Annotated in this window: 12 protein-coding genes and 2 tRNA genes; 5 read left to right on the top strand and 9 right to left on the bottom strand. The window is 64.0% G+C overall.

The features are described from left to right. Window positions 1-28 precede the first annotated feature (28 nt). On the bottom strand, window positions 29-1,063 hold the full coding sequence (gene pstS / locus ACCC97_RS01870) for a phosphate ABC transporter substrate-binding protein PstS (protein ID WP_413331447.1): 1,035 nt from the start codon (window positions 1,061-1,063) through the stop codon (window positions 29-31). 262 nt (window positions 1,064-1,325) lie between these two features. Between pstS and ACCC97_RS01865 the strand changes: the two genes are divergently transcribed. Continuing rightward, a complete protein-coding gene (locus ACCC97_RS01865; protein ID WP_007836646.1) occupies window positions 1,326-2,846 on the top strand; it encodes a Ppx/GppA phosphatase family protein in 1,521 nt (506 codons plus the stop codon). A 6-nt stretch (window positions 2,847-2,852) separates the two neighbouring features. Here ACCC97_RS01865 and ACCC97_RS01860 read toward each other — a convergent pair whose 3' ends face one another. The 4 genes from ACCC97_RS01860 to ACCC97_RS01845 all read right to left on the bottom strand — a co-directional run bounded on the left by ACCC97_RS01860 (window position 2,853) and on the right by ACCC97_RS01845 (window position 7,547). Next, on the bottom strand, window positions 2,853-3,701 hold the full coding sequence (locus ACCC97_RS01860) for a hypothetical protein (protein WP_413331446.1): 849 nt from the start codon (window positions 3,699-3,701) through the stop codon (window positions 2,853-2,855). A gap of 201 nt (window positions 3,702-3,902) precedes the next feature. Further along, the gene (locus ACCC97_RS01855) at window positions 3,903-4,364 is read right to left on the bottom strand and encodes a SixA phosphatase family protein (protein WP_413313111.1); all 462 of its coding nucleotides are present in this window, start codon (window positions 4,362-4,364) and stop codon (window positions 3,903-3,905) included. 19 nt (window positions 4,365-4,383) lie between these two features. Next, window positions 4,384-6,522: a polyphosphate kinase 1 gene (gene ppk1 / locus ACCC97_RS01850; protein WP_413331445.1), complete on the bottom strand. Its 2,139-nt coding sequence runs from the start codon at window positions 6,520-6,522 to the stop codon at window positions 4,384-4,386. Between the two features lie 146 nt (window positions 6,523-6,668). Beyond that, window positions 6,669-7,547, bottom strand: a complete 879-nt coding sequence (locus tag ACCC97_RS01845; RefSeq protein WP_413331444.1) for a GNAT family N-acetyltransferase — start codon at window positions 7,545-7,547, stop codon at window positions 6,669-6,671. Between the two features lie 138 nt (window positions 7,548-7,685). Here ACCC97_RS01845 and ACCC97_RS01840 point away from each other — a divergent pair, with 138 nt between their 5' ends. The 3 genes from ACCC97_RS01840 (at window position 7,686) to ACCC97_RS01830 (ending at window position 10,300) form a co-directional block, all read left to right on the top strand. Next, window positions 7,686-9,365: an FAD-dependent oxidoreductase gene (locus ACCC97_RS01840; RefSeq protein WP_413313109.1), complete on the top strand. Its 1,680-nt coding sequence runs from the start codon at window positions 7,686-7,688 to the stop codon at window positions 9,363-9,365. 108 nt (window positions 9,366-9,473) lie between these two features. Beyond that, window positions 9,474-10,178 (top strand): glutathione binding-like protein, encoded by a 705-nt coding sequence (locus tag ACCC97_RS01835; protein ID WP_007836635.1) that lies wholly within the window; start codon window positions 9,474-9,476, stop codon window positions 10,176-10,178. Between the two features lie 45 nt (window positions 10,179-10,223). Further along, window positions 10,224-10,300 (top strand) — tRNA-Pro (locus ACCC97_RS01830). 111 nt (window positions 10,301-10,411) lie between these two features. Here ACCC97_RS01830 and ACCC97_RS01825 read toward each other — a convergent pair. Both ACCC97_RS01825 and ACCC97_RS01820 read right to left on the bottom strand, forming a co-directional pair. Continuing rightward, window positions 10,412-11,368: a hypothetical protein gene (locus ACCC97_RS01825; protein WP_007836633.1), complete on the bottom strand. Its 957-nt coding sequence runs from the start codon at window positions 11,366-11,368 to the stop codon at window positions 10,412-10,414. After that, window positions 11,365-12,699: a glycosyltransferase gene (locus tag ACCC97_RS01820; protein ID WP_007836631.1), complete on the bottom strand. Its 1,335-nt coding sequence runs from the start codon at window positions 12,697-12,699 to the stop codon at window positions 11,365-11,367. The genes ACCC97_RS01825 and ACCC97_RS01820 overlap by 4 nt, the downstream gene beginning before the upstream one ends. 279 nt (window positions 12,700-12,978) lie before the next feature. On the opposite strand from ACCC97_RS01820, the gene ACCC97_RS01815 reads away from it, so the two are divergent. Further along, a tRNA-Arg gene (locus ACCC97_RS01815) sits at window positions 12,979-13,055 on the top strand. A 319-nt stretch (window positions 13,056-13,374) separates the two neighbouring features. Here the strand turns inward: ACCC97_RS01815 and ACCC97_RS01810 are convergent. Together ACCC97_RS01810 and ACCC97_RS01805 are read right to left on the bottom strand one after the other, a co-directional pair. After that, window positions 13,375-14,781 (bottom strand): heavy metal sensor histidine kinase, encoded by a 1,407-nt coding sequence (locus ACCC97_RS01810; protein ID WP_413331443.1) that lies wholly within the window; start codon window positions 14,779-14,781, stop codon window positions 13,375-13,377. Continuing rightward, on the bottom strand, window positions 14,778-15,461 hold the full coding sequence (locus ACCC97_RS01805) for a heavy metal response regulator transcription factor (protein WP_007828412.1): 684 nt from the start codon (window positions 15,459-15,461) through the stop codon (window positions 14,778-14,780). The genes ACCC97_RS01810 and ACCC97_RS01805 overlap by 4 nt, the downstream gene beginning before the upstream one ends. Window positions 15,462-15,483 lie beyond the last annotated feature (22 nt).

Here is a 15,483-nt window from a genome sequence, read left to right as displayed (position 1 = left end):
ACGCCGTTCTTCTGGACTGATGGGTGGATTACTTGAACGCGACGGCCTTGCCCGACGCATCCTTCACTTCACCCCATGCCTTGGCGATGGTCGCCTTCACGGCGTCGGGCATCGGCACGTAGTCGAGGTCGTCGGCCGTCTTGTCGCCGCTCTTGTAGGCCCAGTCGAAGAACTTGAGCACGGTAGTGGCGTTGGCGGGCTTGTCCTGCACCTTGTGCATCAGGATGAAGGTGGCACCGGTGATGGGCCATGCATCCTTGCCGGCCTGGTTGGTCAGCACCTGATAGAAGCTCTTGTTCCAGTCGGCGCCGGCGGCGGCGGCCTTGAAGGCCGAGTCGTCGGGCGACACGAAGGTGCCGGCGGCGTTCTGCAGTTGGGCGTACGTCATCTTGTTCTGCTTGACGTAGGCGTACTCGACGTAGCCGATCGAGTTGGGCAGGCGGTTCACGAAGGCTGCGACGCCTTCATTGCCCTTGCCGCCCGCGCCGGTGGGCCAGTTCACGGCCGTGCCTTCGCCGACCTTGCTCTTCCACTCGGCATTGACCTTGCTCAGGTAGTTGGTGAACAGGAAGCTGGTGCCCGAGCCGTCGGCGCGGCGAACCGGGGCGATGGCGGCGTCGGGCAGGTTCAGCGAACCGTTCAGCGCCTTGATGGCGGGGTCGTTCCACTTGGTGACCTTGCCGAGGTAGATGTCGCCCAAGACCTGGCCGTTGAGCTTCAGCTCACCGGGCTTGATGCCGGGAATGTTGACCACGGGGATCACGCCGCCGATGACGGTGGGGAACTGCATCAGGCCCTTGGCCTGCAGTTCGTCGTCCTTCAGGGGAGCGTCCGAAGCGCCGAAATCGACGGTCTTGGCTTCGATCTGCTTGATGCCGGCGCCCGAGCCGACCGACTGGTAGTTGATCTTGACGCCGGTGGCCTTGTTGAAGTCGGACGCCCACTTGGCGTACAGCGGTGCCGGGAAGCTGGCGCCAGCGCCGGTCACGTCCTGGGCGAAGGCGGAAATGGAGAACACCGCGGCCACCAGGCCGGCTGTTGCAAATTTGAACGTCGTTTTCATGAAGCTTCCTTTAGAAGTAAGAAGTAGTCCCTTTTTTGGGCTTGAACGGACTCTAGAAAGCTTGTGTGACATCGGTGTGACACCTCTCTGTCGAGGGAAAATGCCTTCGTTTCCCCCGCGATCCATGTGACGCTGTCACGCAACCGTCATGGTCCGCGCCTAGCCTTGCGAACCTCGCTGTCGCGCGAATCTGGAGGCTGCGCGCTCTGTCACGGCGCTACGATCAAACACAACAAGACACCCGCCTTCTTCTCGGAACCACATGCAAAACGGCACCCGCCTCGCAGCAGTCGACCTGGGCTCGAACAGCTTCAGGCTCGAAATCGGACAGGTCGATCACGGCCAGATCCACCGCACCGAATACCTCAAGGAGACCGTGCGCCAGGGCAACGGACTGGACAGCGCGCGCAACCTCACCACCGAAGCCATGCAGCGCGGCTGGGACGCCCTCGCTCGCTTCGGCGAGCGGCTGGCCGGCTTCAAGCGCTCGCAGGTGCGAGCCGTAGCCACGCAAACGCTGCGCGAAGCACGCAACCGCGAAGAGTTCCTGCTGCGTGCACGCACCATCCTGGGCTTCGGCATCGACGTGATCCCGGGCCGGGAAGAGGCCCGCCTCATCTATCAGGGCGTGGCGCACATGCTCCCGCACACCGACGCATCCGAGCGCGAGCGCCGGCTGGTGGTCGACATCGGCGGGCGCTCCACTGAAATGATCATCGGCCACGCGCTCGAGGCCGAACTGGTCGAGTCGTACCGCGTCGGCAGCGTCGCCTGGTCGATGAAGCACTTCGCCGAGGGCCAGTTCACGCCCGCAGCCTTCCGCGCCGCCGAAGTGGCCGCCAAGGCCGTGCTCGACGATGCGCTCGGCAGCTACACCCGCGACCAGTGGGACGTGGCCTACGGCGCCTCGGGCACCATCGGCGCGGTCGGCGACGTGCTCGCTGCCGCGGGCGCCGAATCGGGCCTGGTCACCCGCGAAGGCCTCGACTGGCTGCTCGACCGCTTGCTCAAGGCCGGCAGCGCCGACAAGCTGCGCATCGACGGCATGCGCGAGGATCGCAAGGCCGTGATCGGCGGCGGCGTGAGCGTGCTGCGCGCGGTGTTCGACCTGCTCGGCATCGAGGAGATGAAGGTGGCACAGGGTGCATTGCGCCACGGCGTGCTCTACGAGTTGCTGGAACGCGACGAGAGCGTGGCCGACATGCGCACGGCCACCGTGGCCCGTCTGGCCAGCCGATTTTCGGTCGATGCGGCCCAGGCCAAGCGCGTGGGCGAAACGGCCGCGTCGCTGTTCGTGCAGCTCTCCCCCGCCGCGCGTGGCGGCAGCACGTCGAGCCGCGCCGGCCGCGCATTGCGCAAACTGGGCTGGGCGGCGCAGCTGCACGAGATCGGCACACTGGTCTCGCACAGCGACTATCACAAGCACGGCGCCTACATCCTCGACAACACCGACGCGCCCGGCTTCGCGGTGAACGAGATGCACGCGCTCGGCCAGCTGGTGCTTGGCCAGCGCGGCAAGCTGCGCAAGCTCGAAATCGCGCTGGACGACGAGACCTTCGTCATGCAGCTGCTGTCGCTTCGGCTCGCGATCATCCTGTGCCATGCACGCCGCGATCCCGATCCGCTCGCGCTGCATCTCGCGGCATTGGGCGCCAGGGCTTTCACGATTGCCTGCGCGCCCGACTGGGCCGAGGCCTATCCGCAGTCCGCACACCTCCTGCGCGAGGAAGTGCAGGCCTGGCAGAAGACCAGCACCTGGCGCGTGGAACTCAGCGGGGCCTGAGCCGCTTTACTTGGGATCGGGGCCAACCGTCCGACCGGCTGCCACATGGGCCATGCGAGGCTTGTCGTCCCCGAACATGCCGGCATAGGCAGGCTGAACGACCTGGGCAAGCCCTTGCCTCAGCCCTTCCCGGGCAACCGCGGGGTCATTGAGCAGGCCGTCATACCGGAAGTAGGTCGGCTGACTCAAATCGGAGGTATGGCTTGCCTGGTAGAGGACAGCCTGATGCTCGTCTCTCAGCAACTGCTCGACCGCCACGATGGGTTTGAAGCTCGAAGTCGCATCGGATGCCCCATAGGCAGTCGTGATCCGCAGGATCAACGTGCTGTAGCCGGGGGTCGGCTGGAGTTCCGGCACCTGCATCTCGGGGAGCTTTCCAGTCGCGCGCATGAAAGGCGTCAGCTTCACCTCGCGGCCGCCGTCCCGCAGGCGCGCCGCCAGCCGCTCTGCGAAATAGCTGTTGAGCCCCATGGGCACACCGCTGTTCCTCACCGCAGCCGTGAACTCCTTGCTGCGCCGGTCCGTGCGGTCGGCCGTCGTCATCCGGCTGTTGGTGTCGATGCCAAGTGCCAGCAGCGCGCCGATAGGCCCCAGGAACCCGGCAAAGCTCGTCAGCCCCGAACCACCGCCATCCACGACGATCAGTTCGTCCTCCTGGTTGTAGATGATTTCGACCTTCGCCACCGACCGGGCGGCATCGCGGCTGACCTGCAGCGCAGGCAGGGGTTTGTCCGTCGCGCACCCTGACACAAGGGCTGCGGCAACAAGCAAGGGAGTCAGCATTTTCAACGACATGCCTGCGCTTTCCCGCAGCAGGTTCGTGAAGCTTCTTGGCGAGAGGTTGAGCAGTTTCATGCGTGTTCCCCAGTGAGGTGGCCGACTGGCAATGGCCTTTCCCCTCATCGGGGCCAAGCGGACTGCCGTGGAGTCACTGTAGAAATTGCGCCGCTTGCGCACATGAGCGGTGCGCCCCTTTTCCAGGGAGACAAGCGCCCCGCCCCACCCGGTCTGCAACCATGACAAAGCGCCTGCCCGGAAGCGGCAGGCCGGGGGCGCCTAGATGAGCTCGGGCGACTGCACCGTGACGACGACGGTCTGCACGTCGCCGTCGCGCTCGCGCGTGCGGATCCACCACAGCGCGCCCTTGCGCACCGGGCAGCTGTCCTGCTTGAGGCCGAGCAGGAGCGAGATGGCCTGCCCCACCGAGGGCTGGTGGCCGATCATCAGCACCACCGATTTGCCGTTGGGCCAGCCGGCCGCACCGAGCAGCGCCTCGGGCGTGGTGTCGGGCGCGAGTTCCGAACGCAGCTTGTACTTGCGGCCCAGGGCCAGCGCGGTCTGCTCGCAGCGCCGCGCGGGGCTGCAGATGATGCGCGTGCCGTCGGGCAACTGGCGGTCCAGCCAGCCGGCCATCCGCTTGGCCTGCTTCTCACCGCGCGGGGTGAGCGAGCGCTGCATGTCGTCGCAACCCTCGGTCCAGTCCTCGGCTTCGGCGTGGCGCCAGAAGATCAAGTCCATGGTCATGGTCTTTCGTGCGTCAGTTGGTGGATGCATCGCGCAGATGCCCTCGTGAAGCATAGCGGTTCATGAGCGCAGCCTGCGCACCATGAGCCTCGATGGCGCGCGCCGCGCCGTCCTCGCCCGGATGCGTGTCGTGGTCGACGCGCGCGTAGATGCCGTCTGCGCCCAGGTCCCAGGCATCGCGCCCGTCGTGCAGATAGGCCACCAGGCATTCGTCGATCAGCCGCTGGCGCAGCGCGGGGTCCGTCACGGGCCAAGCGAGTTCGATACGCCGCATCATGTTGCGGTTCATCCAGTCGGCACTCGACAGGTACAGCGACTCGTCCTCGCCGTTGCGGAAATAGAAGACCCGCGAATGCTCCAGGAAGCGCCCGATCACCGAGCGCACGCGGATGTTGTCGGTCAGCCCCGGCACCTGCGCGGGCAGCGTGCACGCACCGCGCACGATCAGGTCGATCTTCACGCCCTTCTGTCCCGCGCGGATCAGCGAGGCGATGATCTCCTCGTCGGTCAGCGCGTTCATCTTGGCGACGATGCGCGTGGGGTGGCCCGCCGCAGCGGCCATGCCCAGCGCATCGATCTGCGCCGTGATGTTCTTGTGCAGGTCGAACGGCGCCAGCCACATGCGGTTGAGTCTGGGCAGCCGGCTCTGGCTGGCCATGTGCACGAACACCGCTTCCATGTCGGCCGTCAGCAGCGGGTCGGCCGTGAGGTGGCTGATGTCGGTGTAGAGCCTGGCCGTGCGCGGGTTGTAGTTGCCCGTGGACAGATGGCCGTAGCGGCGCATCTGCTTGCCCTCGCGCCGCGTCACCAGCAGCATCTTGGCGTGGGTCTTCAGGCCGACCACGCCGTACACCACCTGCGCGCCGATCGACTCGAGCATCTCGGCCCAGTTGATGTTGGCCTCTTCGTCGAAGCGTGCCTTCAGCTCCACCACCACCGTGACTTCCTTGCCGCGGCGCACCGCTTCGCGCAACAGGTCCATCAGTTCGGAATCGGTACCCGTGCGATAGATGGTCTGCTTGATCGCCAACACATGCGGATCGAGCACCGCTTCGCGAAGGAACGCAAGCACACCCTCGAAGCTCTCGAAGGGCTGGTGGATCAGGACGTCGCCGCGCTGCAGTCGCTCGAAGAACGACTGCGCCGGCGACAGCGTGACCGGGTACGACGCCGGGTATGGCGGAAACCGCAACTGCGGCTCCTCGAGCAAGTCGGCCAATTGCGTGAGCCGTGCCAGGTTGACCGGCCCGTGCACGCGGTACAGGGACTGCAGCGGCAGGTTGAACTGCGCCAGCAGAAAGCTCGCGAGCGACTCGGCGCAGCTCGCCGACACCTCCAGTCGCACGGCCTGCCCGTAGTGGCGATGCTGCAGCCCCTGGCGCAAGGCGGTGCGCAGGTTCTTCACGTCTTCCTCGTCCACTGCCAGGTCGGAATGCCGAGTGACGCGGAACTGCGAAAAATCGCCCACCTCCCGCCCCGGGAACATGCTGGCAAGGTGCGCACGCACCACGCTCGACAGCGCCACGAAGAGCGTCTTGCCGTCCGACACCTTGGCCGGCATCTTGATCAGGCGCGGCAGCACGCGAGGCACCTTCACAATCTGGATCGGGTTCTCGCGCCCGAACGCGTCCTTGCCACCCAGCCGCACGATGAAGTTGAGCGACTTGTTGGCCACCTGCGGAAACGGATGCGCCGGGTCGAGCCCGACCGGGATCAGCAGCGGGCGCACCTCGCGTTCGAAGTATTCGCCGACCCACTTTCGCTGCGCCGGATTGCGCTCGCCGTGCGAAATGATGTGGATGCCGTGCGTGGCAAAGGTCGGCATCAACTCGTCGTTGTACAGCGCGTACTGGCGCGCCACGAGCTTGTGTGCCGCTTCGGCCAGCCGCTCGAACGACTCGACGGTGTAGACGCCCTTGCGGTCGCCGGCGCTGCCCGCGATCAGGTGCGGCGCGGCGCGAACCTCGAAGAACTCATCGAGGTTGGAAGACACGATGCAAAGGTAGCGCAGCCGCTCGATCAGCGGCACCTCGGGCCGATGGGCCCAGTCGAGCACCCTTTCATTGAATGACAGGATGCTGTGGTCGCGGTCGAGCAGCGTGAACGTGGGCGCCGCGACGGCTGGCGACCGGTCTGCGGGGGCGAGTGACATGGGCACTGATTCTGGAGCAAGCGGCACGGGAGCACACGTAGGCGGAAATATGACAGTGTCGATGTCATTTGTGACGCTCTCATGACATTCTCGTGACGCCACCGCCGCCGTCTTGTGCCCGTTGTGGGACGGGGCAGCCGCCGGCTTCATGCGCCCAGGAAATGCTTGCGGTAGCGCGCCGGCAAATCGTCGATGCGCATCAGCATCGGCAGGTCGGCCGCGTTGAAGTCCGGGTCCCAGGCCGGCGCGCCGAGCACCTTGGCGCCCAGGCGCAGGTAGCCCTTGATGAGCGCCGGCGGCTCCACGTCGAGCGTGCTGTCGAGCCGCTCGACCGGCAGCGGCAGGCGGGGCTGCACCTGATACTGGATCGGCGCCATGTGCTTGGCCGACACCTGGCGCCAGATGCTGGCCGCCGCGTCGCCGTTCGTGACACCGTTGTGTGACATCGGAATGCTCGCGCAGCCGATCATCGTGTCGAGCTTGTTGCGATGCATGAAGCCAGCCAGTGCGCCCCACAGCGCGAGGATCACGCCACCCTGGCGGTGGTCGGGATGCACGCAGCTGCGGCCCAGCTCGACCATGCGCTCGCGCAGGTCGCGCAGCCGGGTGAGGTCGAACTCGGTGTCGCTGTAGGTGCTGCCGACGCGGCGGGCCTGAGCCGGCGTGAGCACGCGGTAAGTACCGATGACCTGCTGCGTCAGCTCGTCGCGCACCAGCAGGTGTTCGCAGAAATCGTCGAACAGGTCGATGTCGTGGCCGGCCAGCGGCGAGGAGACCCGGGCGCCCATTTCGCCGACGAACACGTCGTAGCGCAGGCGCTGGGCAGCTCGCACGTCGTCCAGGTGACGGGCCCAGCCCACGCTGATGCCTTGCTTGGTATCGGCAACCGGCGGCAGGATGACAGCAGGCGCCTGGGGCACCGACGCGCGGGCAACGGCGGGCACACCGGTTGCGGGAGCGGGCCACAAGGCCGCGCGCAGCCCGATCTGTGAAAGCGGAAACGTCGGGTTGGGCAGTTCTTTCATGGGGAACCCTTTCTGCCGAGGGAGTCTCCGCACCTGCCATGAAGCGCGCGTGTCAGGAAGATTGCAGCCGCATGACGGTGTTGCGCCGCGCCGCTTCGTCGTTTAATGCAGTCGATTCGCGACATGGAGTTTCCCCACATGGCCCTCGACGCAAACGGCACCGACAGCAACCGCCTTCACCAGACTTTTCCTGTCCTCAGTGACACCGAGATTGCGCGCATTGCGCGCTTCGGCACCGTGCAGCAGTTTGCGCGCGGCAGCCGGCTCTTCACCGCCGGGGAAACCGGTCCCGGCATGTTCGTGCTGCTCAAGGGCGTGGTAGCCGTCACGCAGCGCGACGGCCTCGGCCACGTCGTGCCCATCGTGCGGCAGGGGCCGGGCGAATTCCTGGCCGAAGTCGGCCAGTTGAGCGGCCGCCCCGCCCTGGTCGATGGCCATGCCGACGAAGACGTCGAGGCGCTGCTCGTCTCCCCCGCGCAGTTGCGCGCGTTGCTCGTGGCCGAAGCCGACCTGGGCGAGCGCATCACACGCGCGCTGATCCTGCGGCGCGTGGCGCTGATCGAGTCCGGCGCCAGCGGCCCGGTGCTGATCGGCCAGCCGCAGTCGCCCGACATGGCACGGCTGGAGAACTTTCTTCGCCGCAACGGCTATCCATATCACCTGGTCGACGCCGCCGAAGACCCCGACGCCGCCGCGCTGCTTGCGCAATACGGCGCCAGCAAGCTGCTGGCCGTGTGCCCCGACGGCTCGGTGCTGGTCAACCCGGCTGACGACGCGCTCGCGCGCTGCCTGGGCATGGTCGACACCGCCGAGCGCAACGAGCTGTTCGACGTGGCCGTCGTCGGTGCCGGGCCGGCAGGGCTCGCCACCGCCGTCTATGCGGCCTCCGAAGGCCTGCGCGTCATCGTGCTCGACTGCCGCGCCTTCGGCGGCCAGGCGGGCGCGAGCGCGCGCATCGAGAACTACCTGGGCTTCCCGACCGGCATCTCGGGGCAAGCGCTGGCGGGCCGGGCTTTCGTGCAGGCGCAGAAGTTCGGCGTCGAGATGCTGATTCCAGCCAAGGTGGTGTCGCTCGACTGTTCGCGCGACAACGCCCTCGACAGCCTGGCCGTTGCGCTGGCCGATGGCCGCACGATCCATGCGCGCACCGTCGTCATTGCCAGCGGCGCGCGCTACCGGCGTCCCGAAGTACCGCGTCTCGCCGAATTCGAAGGCCGCGGCATCTGGTACTGGGCCTCGGCCATCGAGGCGAAGATCTGCGCGCAGCAAGAGGTGGCGCTGGTGGGCGGCGGCAACTCGGCGGGACAGGCGGCGGTGTTCCTGTCGCGCCACGCGGCCAAGGTCAACGTGCTCGTGCGCGGCCCGTCGCTGGCCGCCAGCATGTCGCGCTACCTGATCGATCGCATCGAGGCCACACCCAACATCTCGCTGCAGCCTCACACCGAGCTCGTGCGCCTGCACGGCGACTCCGACGAAGGCCTGACCGGAGCGACCTGGCGCTGTCACACCAGCGGCGCCGAACATGACTGCCCGGCGCGCAACATCTTCCTGTTCGTTGGCGCCGAGCCCGAAGCCTCGTGGCTCGAAGGCTGCGGGGTGGCCGTCGACAAGCACGGCTTCGTGCTCACCGGCGCCGCCGCGAGCAGCGGCTTTCCGGCGCGGCCGGCCGCGGCGCTCGAATCGAGCGTGCCGGGCGTATTCGCCGTGGGCGACGTGCGATCGGGTTCGGTCAAGCGCGTGGGCGGCGCCATCGGCGAAGGCGCGGCCGCGGTCGCGCTGATCCATCAGCACCTGTCGCAGGCCTCGGCCGTGGCTTGAGGCGCGCATCCATCCGCCAAGCCAGGCCAAACACTTGCGCCCCGCACGCGTTCGAAAGGCCGCGTATATGCTGCCGGGCTCGCATCACATCACGGAGTGCAAGTAGATATGCCCGCATCACCCATCGAGGTCTATTCCTGGCCCACGCCGAACGGCCACAAGGTTCACGTCATGCTCGAGGAATGCGGCCTGCCGTACCACGCGCACCCCGTGAACATCGGCAAGGGAGATCAGTTCGCGCCCGAGTTCCTGCAGATCAGCCCGAACAACAAGATCCCCGCCATCACCGACCCCGACGGTCCCGATGGCAAGCCCATCTCGCTCTTCGAATCGGGCGCCATCCTCGTCTACCTTGCGGGCAAGACCGGCAAGTTTCTGCCTACCGGCGATCGCGAACGCTACGACGTGCTGCAGTGGCTCATGTTCCAGATGGGCGGCGTCGGCCCCATGCTCGGCCAGGCGCACCACTTCCGCCTGTACGCACCCGAGAAGATCGCCTATGCCATCGACCGGTACAGCAACGAAGCCAAGCGCCTGTACGGCGTGATCGACAAGCAGTTGTCGAAAAACAGGTTCATTGCCGGCAAGAGCTATTCGATTGCCGACATTGCAATCTTTCCATGGCTTCGCAGCTGGGAGAACCAGGGCATCACCCTCACTGACTTTCCGCACCTGAAGGCCTGGTTCGACGGCATCGCTGCGCGGCCCGCCGTGCAGCGCGGCGTGAAAGTGCTGGCCGACCTGCGCCAGCCGATCACCGGCGACAAGGAGCGCGAGATTCTTTTTGGCAAGACGCAGTACGAGAAACGCTGAGAAGTCCGAGAAGAGCCAATATCCGGGCTAGAATCAAAGGCTTGTCGGGGTGTAGCGCAGCCTGGTAGCGCATCTGGTTTGGGACCAGAGGGTCGAAGGTTCGAATCCTTTCGCCCCGACCATAGAAAACGCAATGCGGACAGTCACTCAAGTGGCTGTCCGCATTTTCGTTTCTGCGTGATGGTGTCCCTGTATGCCGTCGGCAGTGTTCACTTCGGGTGCGGGCCTTGCGCTCAAAAAAGGACCACCCATTCGCCGCGCAGGTATCGGTAGTGGTAGCTGGGCCCCGAAAAGGTAGTGCTGCGGCTGTAGCCCGCGCCAAAACGAAATACCTGCGAGCCCCTGACCGGACTTTGAAGGCTCAGGTCGAACAATCTCGTTGGTTGATTCAAATCGTGATTGATCGTCTCATTGCCAAGCCCCGCCGTCAGGGAAGCCGTCCATCCCTGGAAGCGGTGCCGCCAGCCGATCGCCAGCATCGACTCGCTGTAGCTCTTCGGATTGAAATAGGCTCTGTCCACGTCCTCACGGGTGCTTCGGTACGTTCGATAGCGCGCCTGCAAGGTCAGCCCCAGATCGAGTGACGGCTGATAGATCAGCCGCAGGCGGGCATGGTCCCGTCGGTTGCCGTCCGAAAAATATTGCTGCCCCAGCAGTCCGACCAGGGTCAAATGGCTTCCCAGCCCCTGGTCCACGGCAACCCCGACAAACGAAAAATCGATCCCGCGGTCCAGGGACTTCGGAGTTTCCACCCAGTCGCGGGTTACGAGAAACTCCACCGCGGTACTCTTCGTGGGTGACATGCGGTAACTGCCGTCCAGTGTCAGCAGCGTGTGTCCTCCCTGCTGAAACAGGCCGGCCTCCAGGGCCCCTCCATCGCCAGTCCTGGATTCGATCGAACGGGCTAGAAATGAAATCTTCTTTCCGGCCCTTTGCCAGCTATTTTGCTTGTATTGGTAGTCGGAGAGACGAAAACCCAGGTAGCGATCGGCATTCTCGAAAGCGGGGAAGAATTCGGCCGACACCCTCCTCGATTGAAAATTGTCGCTGTCGCTGGTCAGGAAAAATTCCGTGCCAAAAGCCATGTCGCTTGGTTTTTCCTTGCCTTTTTCTTCGTCGGCTTTACAGGGTCCAGCCAGCACCACGGCCCCAGAGAGGACGGCAATGGAATATCTCAATGCCCCCATCATTTCGTCCCCCAGGCCTTGGGCTTTCTGAACAGCTCATCCAGATATCCGAGAATACTGGCGGGCTGCAGCAGCAGGCTGTACAAGAGCACATAAACGAAGAAGCCCTGGATATTTTTTCGCACGACCAAGCCCGTTTTCTTGAACATTCTGCGTTCGATCGAAAACATCAGAAGACTCAACGCGAATGCCGCCGGTATCAGCGCGAGCGTCATTACGCCCACAATCCAGTAATAACCGAAAAGCGCGAATATGATTCCTGGAATGAATCCGATGGTGTATGCCAGATCCAGCCATGGAAATACCAGGTTCCAATAAATGAAAAATGTCGACAACCTGGGTTTGAAGAGGATTCCCGGGTGCTTGACAAAGGCCTCGGTCATGCCGCGTGCCCATCGCTGGCGCTGCTTGACCAACTGCCTGACGGTGCTGGGCACATTGGTAAACAAGCACGCATCCTCACAGTGACCCACCCGGTACCCGGCTTTCAGCAGGGCCCACGTCAGCACGATGTCCTCTCCCACGCACTCAGGCCACCCTCCAACCTCGATCAGCGCGGCCCGGTCGTAAATGGAAAACGCACCCTGCGCAACCAATGTGCCTTGGAACAGCGATTGCACCCGCTTGATTGCTGCGATACCGTGAAAATAGTCCCATTCCTGGCAGCGGGTAATCCAATTTTGCCTCGAGTTCCGGACCAGGATCTTTCCTGCGACGGCCCGGGTATTGGGTGGATCGGCCCGGTAACGCTCGACAATACTGGCGAGCGCTCCTCGGTACAGAAAAGAGTCGGCATCCACGGTAACAACCAGGTCATGCAAGACTTCCTTGAATCCGATATTCAAGGCCCGGGCTTTGCCTCCGTTTTTTTTCAGATCAACGAAGGTGAGCCAGGGGTACTGATCCTTGATTCGCTGAACGACAAGAGAAGTGTTGTCCGTGGATCCGTCATTGATCACGAGAACCTGCAGTTCGCCGGGATAATTCTGGCGCCCGATGCTGGCAAGCGTCTCCTCAATGGAGGCTTCCTCGTTGTAAGCGGCCACCAGAATTGAAATCGGGGGATAGACAGACAGCGGGGAATGCGTCGGCCTCTTGTCGAGCAGCAGGCTTATGGCCATGAAGGCATTCATGAAGCCCGGAATAATGGCAATTCCATATACCAGGAAAATGGCCAGCACGGCACCGAGGTAATTCTTCAAATCGGCCAGCCACGCCTCCGCAGCCCATATTGAAAATCCCATCCACGCGGTGGCACCAATTAACGCGATAAGGAATTTCCCCGAAACCGACAGGTAAAGCAATGGCAGTGCTTTTTGACCATCTTCGTTCATATCGCCCTTGATAGTTCCATGGAATGTAACGCTCAAGAAACGTGCTGAACAGTCTGTTCAACCCACTCGCGCAGCTTTGGCGCCACGCGGATTCGGTCAGACCCTCCCTGACTACGAAATTAGACTTCCCCCAATCAAACCCGATTCGGCTCCCGCACGGATTCGAACTACGGTCCCGCCCCGCGAGTCAAGGCGCGGAACTCGGTAGAATCCGCCGCTGCCGACTGAAGGTAAAGCATCTAAGTCGTTGATTTTCCGGGCTTCCCTCCAGCCTGGAATCTGCCCGTAGCTCAGTTGGATAGAGCACCTGCCTTCTAAGCAGGTTGTCGGGGGTTCGATCCCCTCCGGGCAGGCCATTTTGTTGCTCCACGTTCCCCCACAAAGTTTGTGACTCGAGGCAAACTCTGGCCATTCAGCGCGCATTGAGTAGATTTTTTCTCGGCCAATCTACCGTAGATCCCCAAAACCGGCGCGTGCCGCTCTATTCACTGGCCGTCAGCCCGCACTTCTGCGGGCCGCGCAGCAAGTTGCAGACTGCGCTTCCAGCTCATTTTGAAGATCTTGTTCACGATTCAAGCGGCGCGGTGGCTCAGTTCTACTTCGGCGCGGACACGCATGAGGCAAAGATGGCTCGCGCGTCGTCAGGGAGGAGAACGACGCGGTAAGCAAGGCGTATCAGCCTTCCGGCGTCATGGAAAAGCTGATCTCGGTGACGCCGGATCGGGATGTGGCGCGGGTCTGGCCTCCATGCATTCGCGCGATCGCGGCCACTATTGCCAGGCCGAGTCCGTGGTGCTCCGACGAATCGGTGCGAGACCGTTCCGCCCGAAAGAAGCGCTTGAAAAGATTAGGCAACACATCAGCGGAGACCGGCTCGCCCCGGTTGGCAACCTTGATCCAGACGCCATCGGGTTGCATGTCGATAGTAACCGCGATCGTGGAGCCGGGCGTCGCATACCGGCTAGCGTTGCTCAGCAGGTTCGACAATGCCCGACGCACCAGTGCGGCGTCGACGCCAATAGTCGCATCGCCGCTGACATGCACCTTCAGTCCGACGTCTTCCAGCGTGGCCTCATGAAAGTCCAGCACCGTGCGCACCTGGTCGGCCAGGCTGACCGGGGCCGAGCGGCGTGCAACCGCCCCACGGTCCGCGTGGGACAAAAAGAGCATGTCGATCACGATCGCAGAGACGCGCCTTGCTTCTTCGAGTGCCGACAGCAGGGCATCGCGTAGTTCCTCGACCGATCTGGGCCGCGCCAGTTCCACTTCCACCATCCCGATCAGGTTGGCCAGCGGCGTGCGCAGTTCGTGCGCGACATCCGCGTTGAACGATTCCAGTTGCTGATAGGCCTGCTCGGCCCGGTCGAGCACCGCGTTGAACTGCGCGACCCAAGGGGTGATTTCGGAGGCATACGGGGAGGGATCGATACGCCGTCCGGGGTGTGCCGGTCCCGTGGCTGCGGTCTGCCGAATCAGCTTCTTCAAGGGTTTCAGGCCCCGGCGCACCAGCAGCGCACCGGTCAGGGCGATCATTGCGGACCCCAGCACGACCGCGCCGACCAGCGTCCAGGCAAGCCGACTCAGGAGCCGGGAGTCTTCCTGGATGTCGATGCCGAGCTGCAGTTGCATGGTGGCCTCACCCGGCTGTGCCGGATGCTCTTCTGTCGGCTTCCACAGCCAGCGCGCGGATGCCCGGGTGGGCGTGGTCGAGTAGATGGTCTCGTCGCCGCGGCGAAGCACCAGGCTGATCTCGGCATGCGTGAGGAAGAAATCGTCCAGCTTGTGACGCAACCCGTCCGTCCCTGTATCGCCCCGCGACTCCTGGATCAGGTGCCTGATCAGTTCGGACTGGCGCTCGAACTCGCTGGCCTGCTTGACTTGAAAGCTCCACGCCGTGACGGCGTAGATCGCCACGCAGACGAGGCTGAGGCCGATCAAGGCCTGCGCCGCAAACCAAAGAGACAGCGCGGCCTGGATGGAGCCTGTGCTCTCGGTGTTGGAGGCCGCATCGGTTGCCGCTGACTTGACAACCACGAGGTCGGCTACGGCGCTGGACTCTCCGATGGTTTCGATGGCGTTCACGATCCGCTGCCCTGCCGGCTCTCCAGCACATACCCCATGCCGCGCACCGTGTGCAGCAACTTCTCTTCGAAAGGATCGTCGATCTTGCTGCGCAGCCGCCGGATGGCCACTTCCACCAAGTTGGTGTCGCTGTCGAAATTCATGTCCCACACCTGCTCAGCCAACTGCGTGCGCGACAGCACGTTGCCCTGGCGGCGCATGAGCAGGGTCAACAGCGCGAACTCCTTGGCGGTCAACTCGAGCCGATGTCCGTTGCGCGAGGCCTTGCGCGCAACCACATCGAGGCGCAGGTCCTTGAGCACGTAGTTCGACACCTCGTGCAACTTGCCGCGACGCAGGAGGGCCTGGATTCGGGCGAGCAATTCGGAGAAGGCGAACGGCTTGGCAAGATAGTCGTCCGCACCGCTTTGGAGTCCGCGCACCCGATCGGTTACTTCGTCACGCGCTGTCAGCATCAGCACCGGCATCGATCTGGATTTGCGCACTGCATCCAGCACCGCAAAGCCGTCGATGCCAGGAAGCATCACGTCGAGAACCAGAAGGTCGTAGTCCCCATCGATCGCAAGGCTGCGTCCCTCGATACCGGTGCGCGCGAGGTCGACCACGAAGCCGCTCTCGGTGAGTCCCTTCACGAGGTAATCGCCGAGCTTGTGTTCGTCTTCGATGACCAGTATGCGCATCGCCAAATGGTACGGCGCGAGG

Source organism: Variovorax sp. Varisp85, from assembly GCF_047304045.1.
Taxonomy (GTDB): Bacteria; Pseudomonadota; Gammaproteobacteria; order Burkholderiales; family Burkholderiaceae_C; genus Variovorax.
This window is presented reverse-complemented; position numbering and strand designations above follow the sequence as displayed.

Excerpts from the sequence above, each read along its gene's own strand:
- ppk1 (WP_413331445.1), bottom strand. The coding sequence starts at position 6,522 with ATGTCACTCGCCCCCGCAGACCGGTCGCCAGCCGTCGCGGCGCCCACG.
- ACCC97_RS01820 (WP_007836631.1), bottom strand. The coding sequence starts at position 12,699 with ATGAACGAAGATGGTCAAAAAGCACTGCCATTGCTTTACCTGTCGGTT.
- ACCC97_RS01855 (WP_413313111.1), bottom strand. The coding sequence starts at position 4,364 with ATGGACTTGATCTTCTGGCGCCACGCCGAAGCCGAGGACTGGACCGAG.
- ACCC97_RS01860 (WP_413331446.1), bottom strand. The coding sequence starts at position 3,701 with ATGAAACTGCTCAACCTCTCGCCAAGAAGCTTCACGAACCTGCTGCGG.
- ACCC97_RS01840 (WP_413313109.1), top strand. The coding sequence starts at position 7,686 with ATGGCCCTCGACGCAAACGGCACCGACAGCAACCGCCTTCACCAGACT.
- pstS (WP_413331447.1), bottom strand. The coding sequence starts at position 1,063 with ATGAAAACGACGTTCAAATTTGCAACAGCCGGCCTGGTGGCCGCGGTG.
- ACCC97_RS01825 (WP_007836633.1), bottom strand. The coding sequence starts at position 11,368 with ATGATGGGGGCATTGAGATATTCCATTGCCGTCCTCTCTGGGGCCGTG.
- ACCC97_RS01835 (WP_007836635.1), top strand. The coding sequence starts at position 9,474 with ATGCCCGCATCACCCATCGAGGTCTATTCCTGGCCCACGCCGAACGGC.
- ACCC97_RS01865 (WP_007836646.1), top strand. The coding sequence starts at position 1,326 with ATGCAAAACGGCACCCGCCTCGCAGCAGTCGACCTGGGCTCGAACAGC.
- ACCC97_RS01805 (WP_007828412.1), bottom strand. The coding sequence starts at position 15,461 with ATGCGCATACTGGTCATCGAAGACGAACACAAGCTCGGCGATTACCTC.
- ACCC97_RS01845 (WP_413331444.1), bottom strand. The coding sequence starts at position 7,547 with ATGAAAGAACTGCCCAACCCGACGTTTCCGCTTTCACAGATCGGGCTG.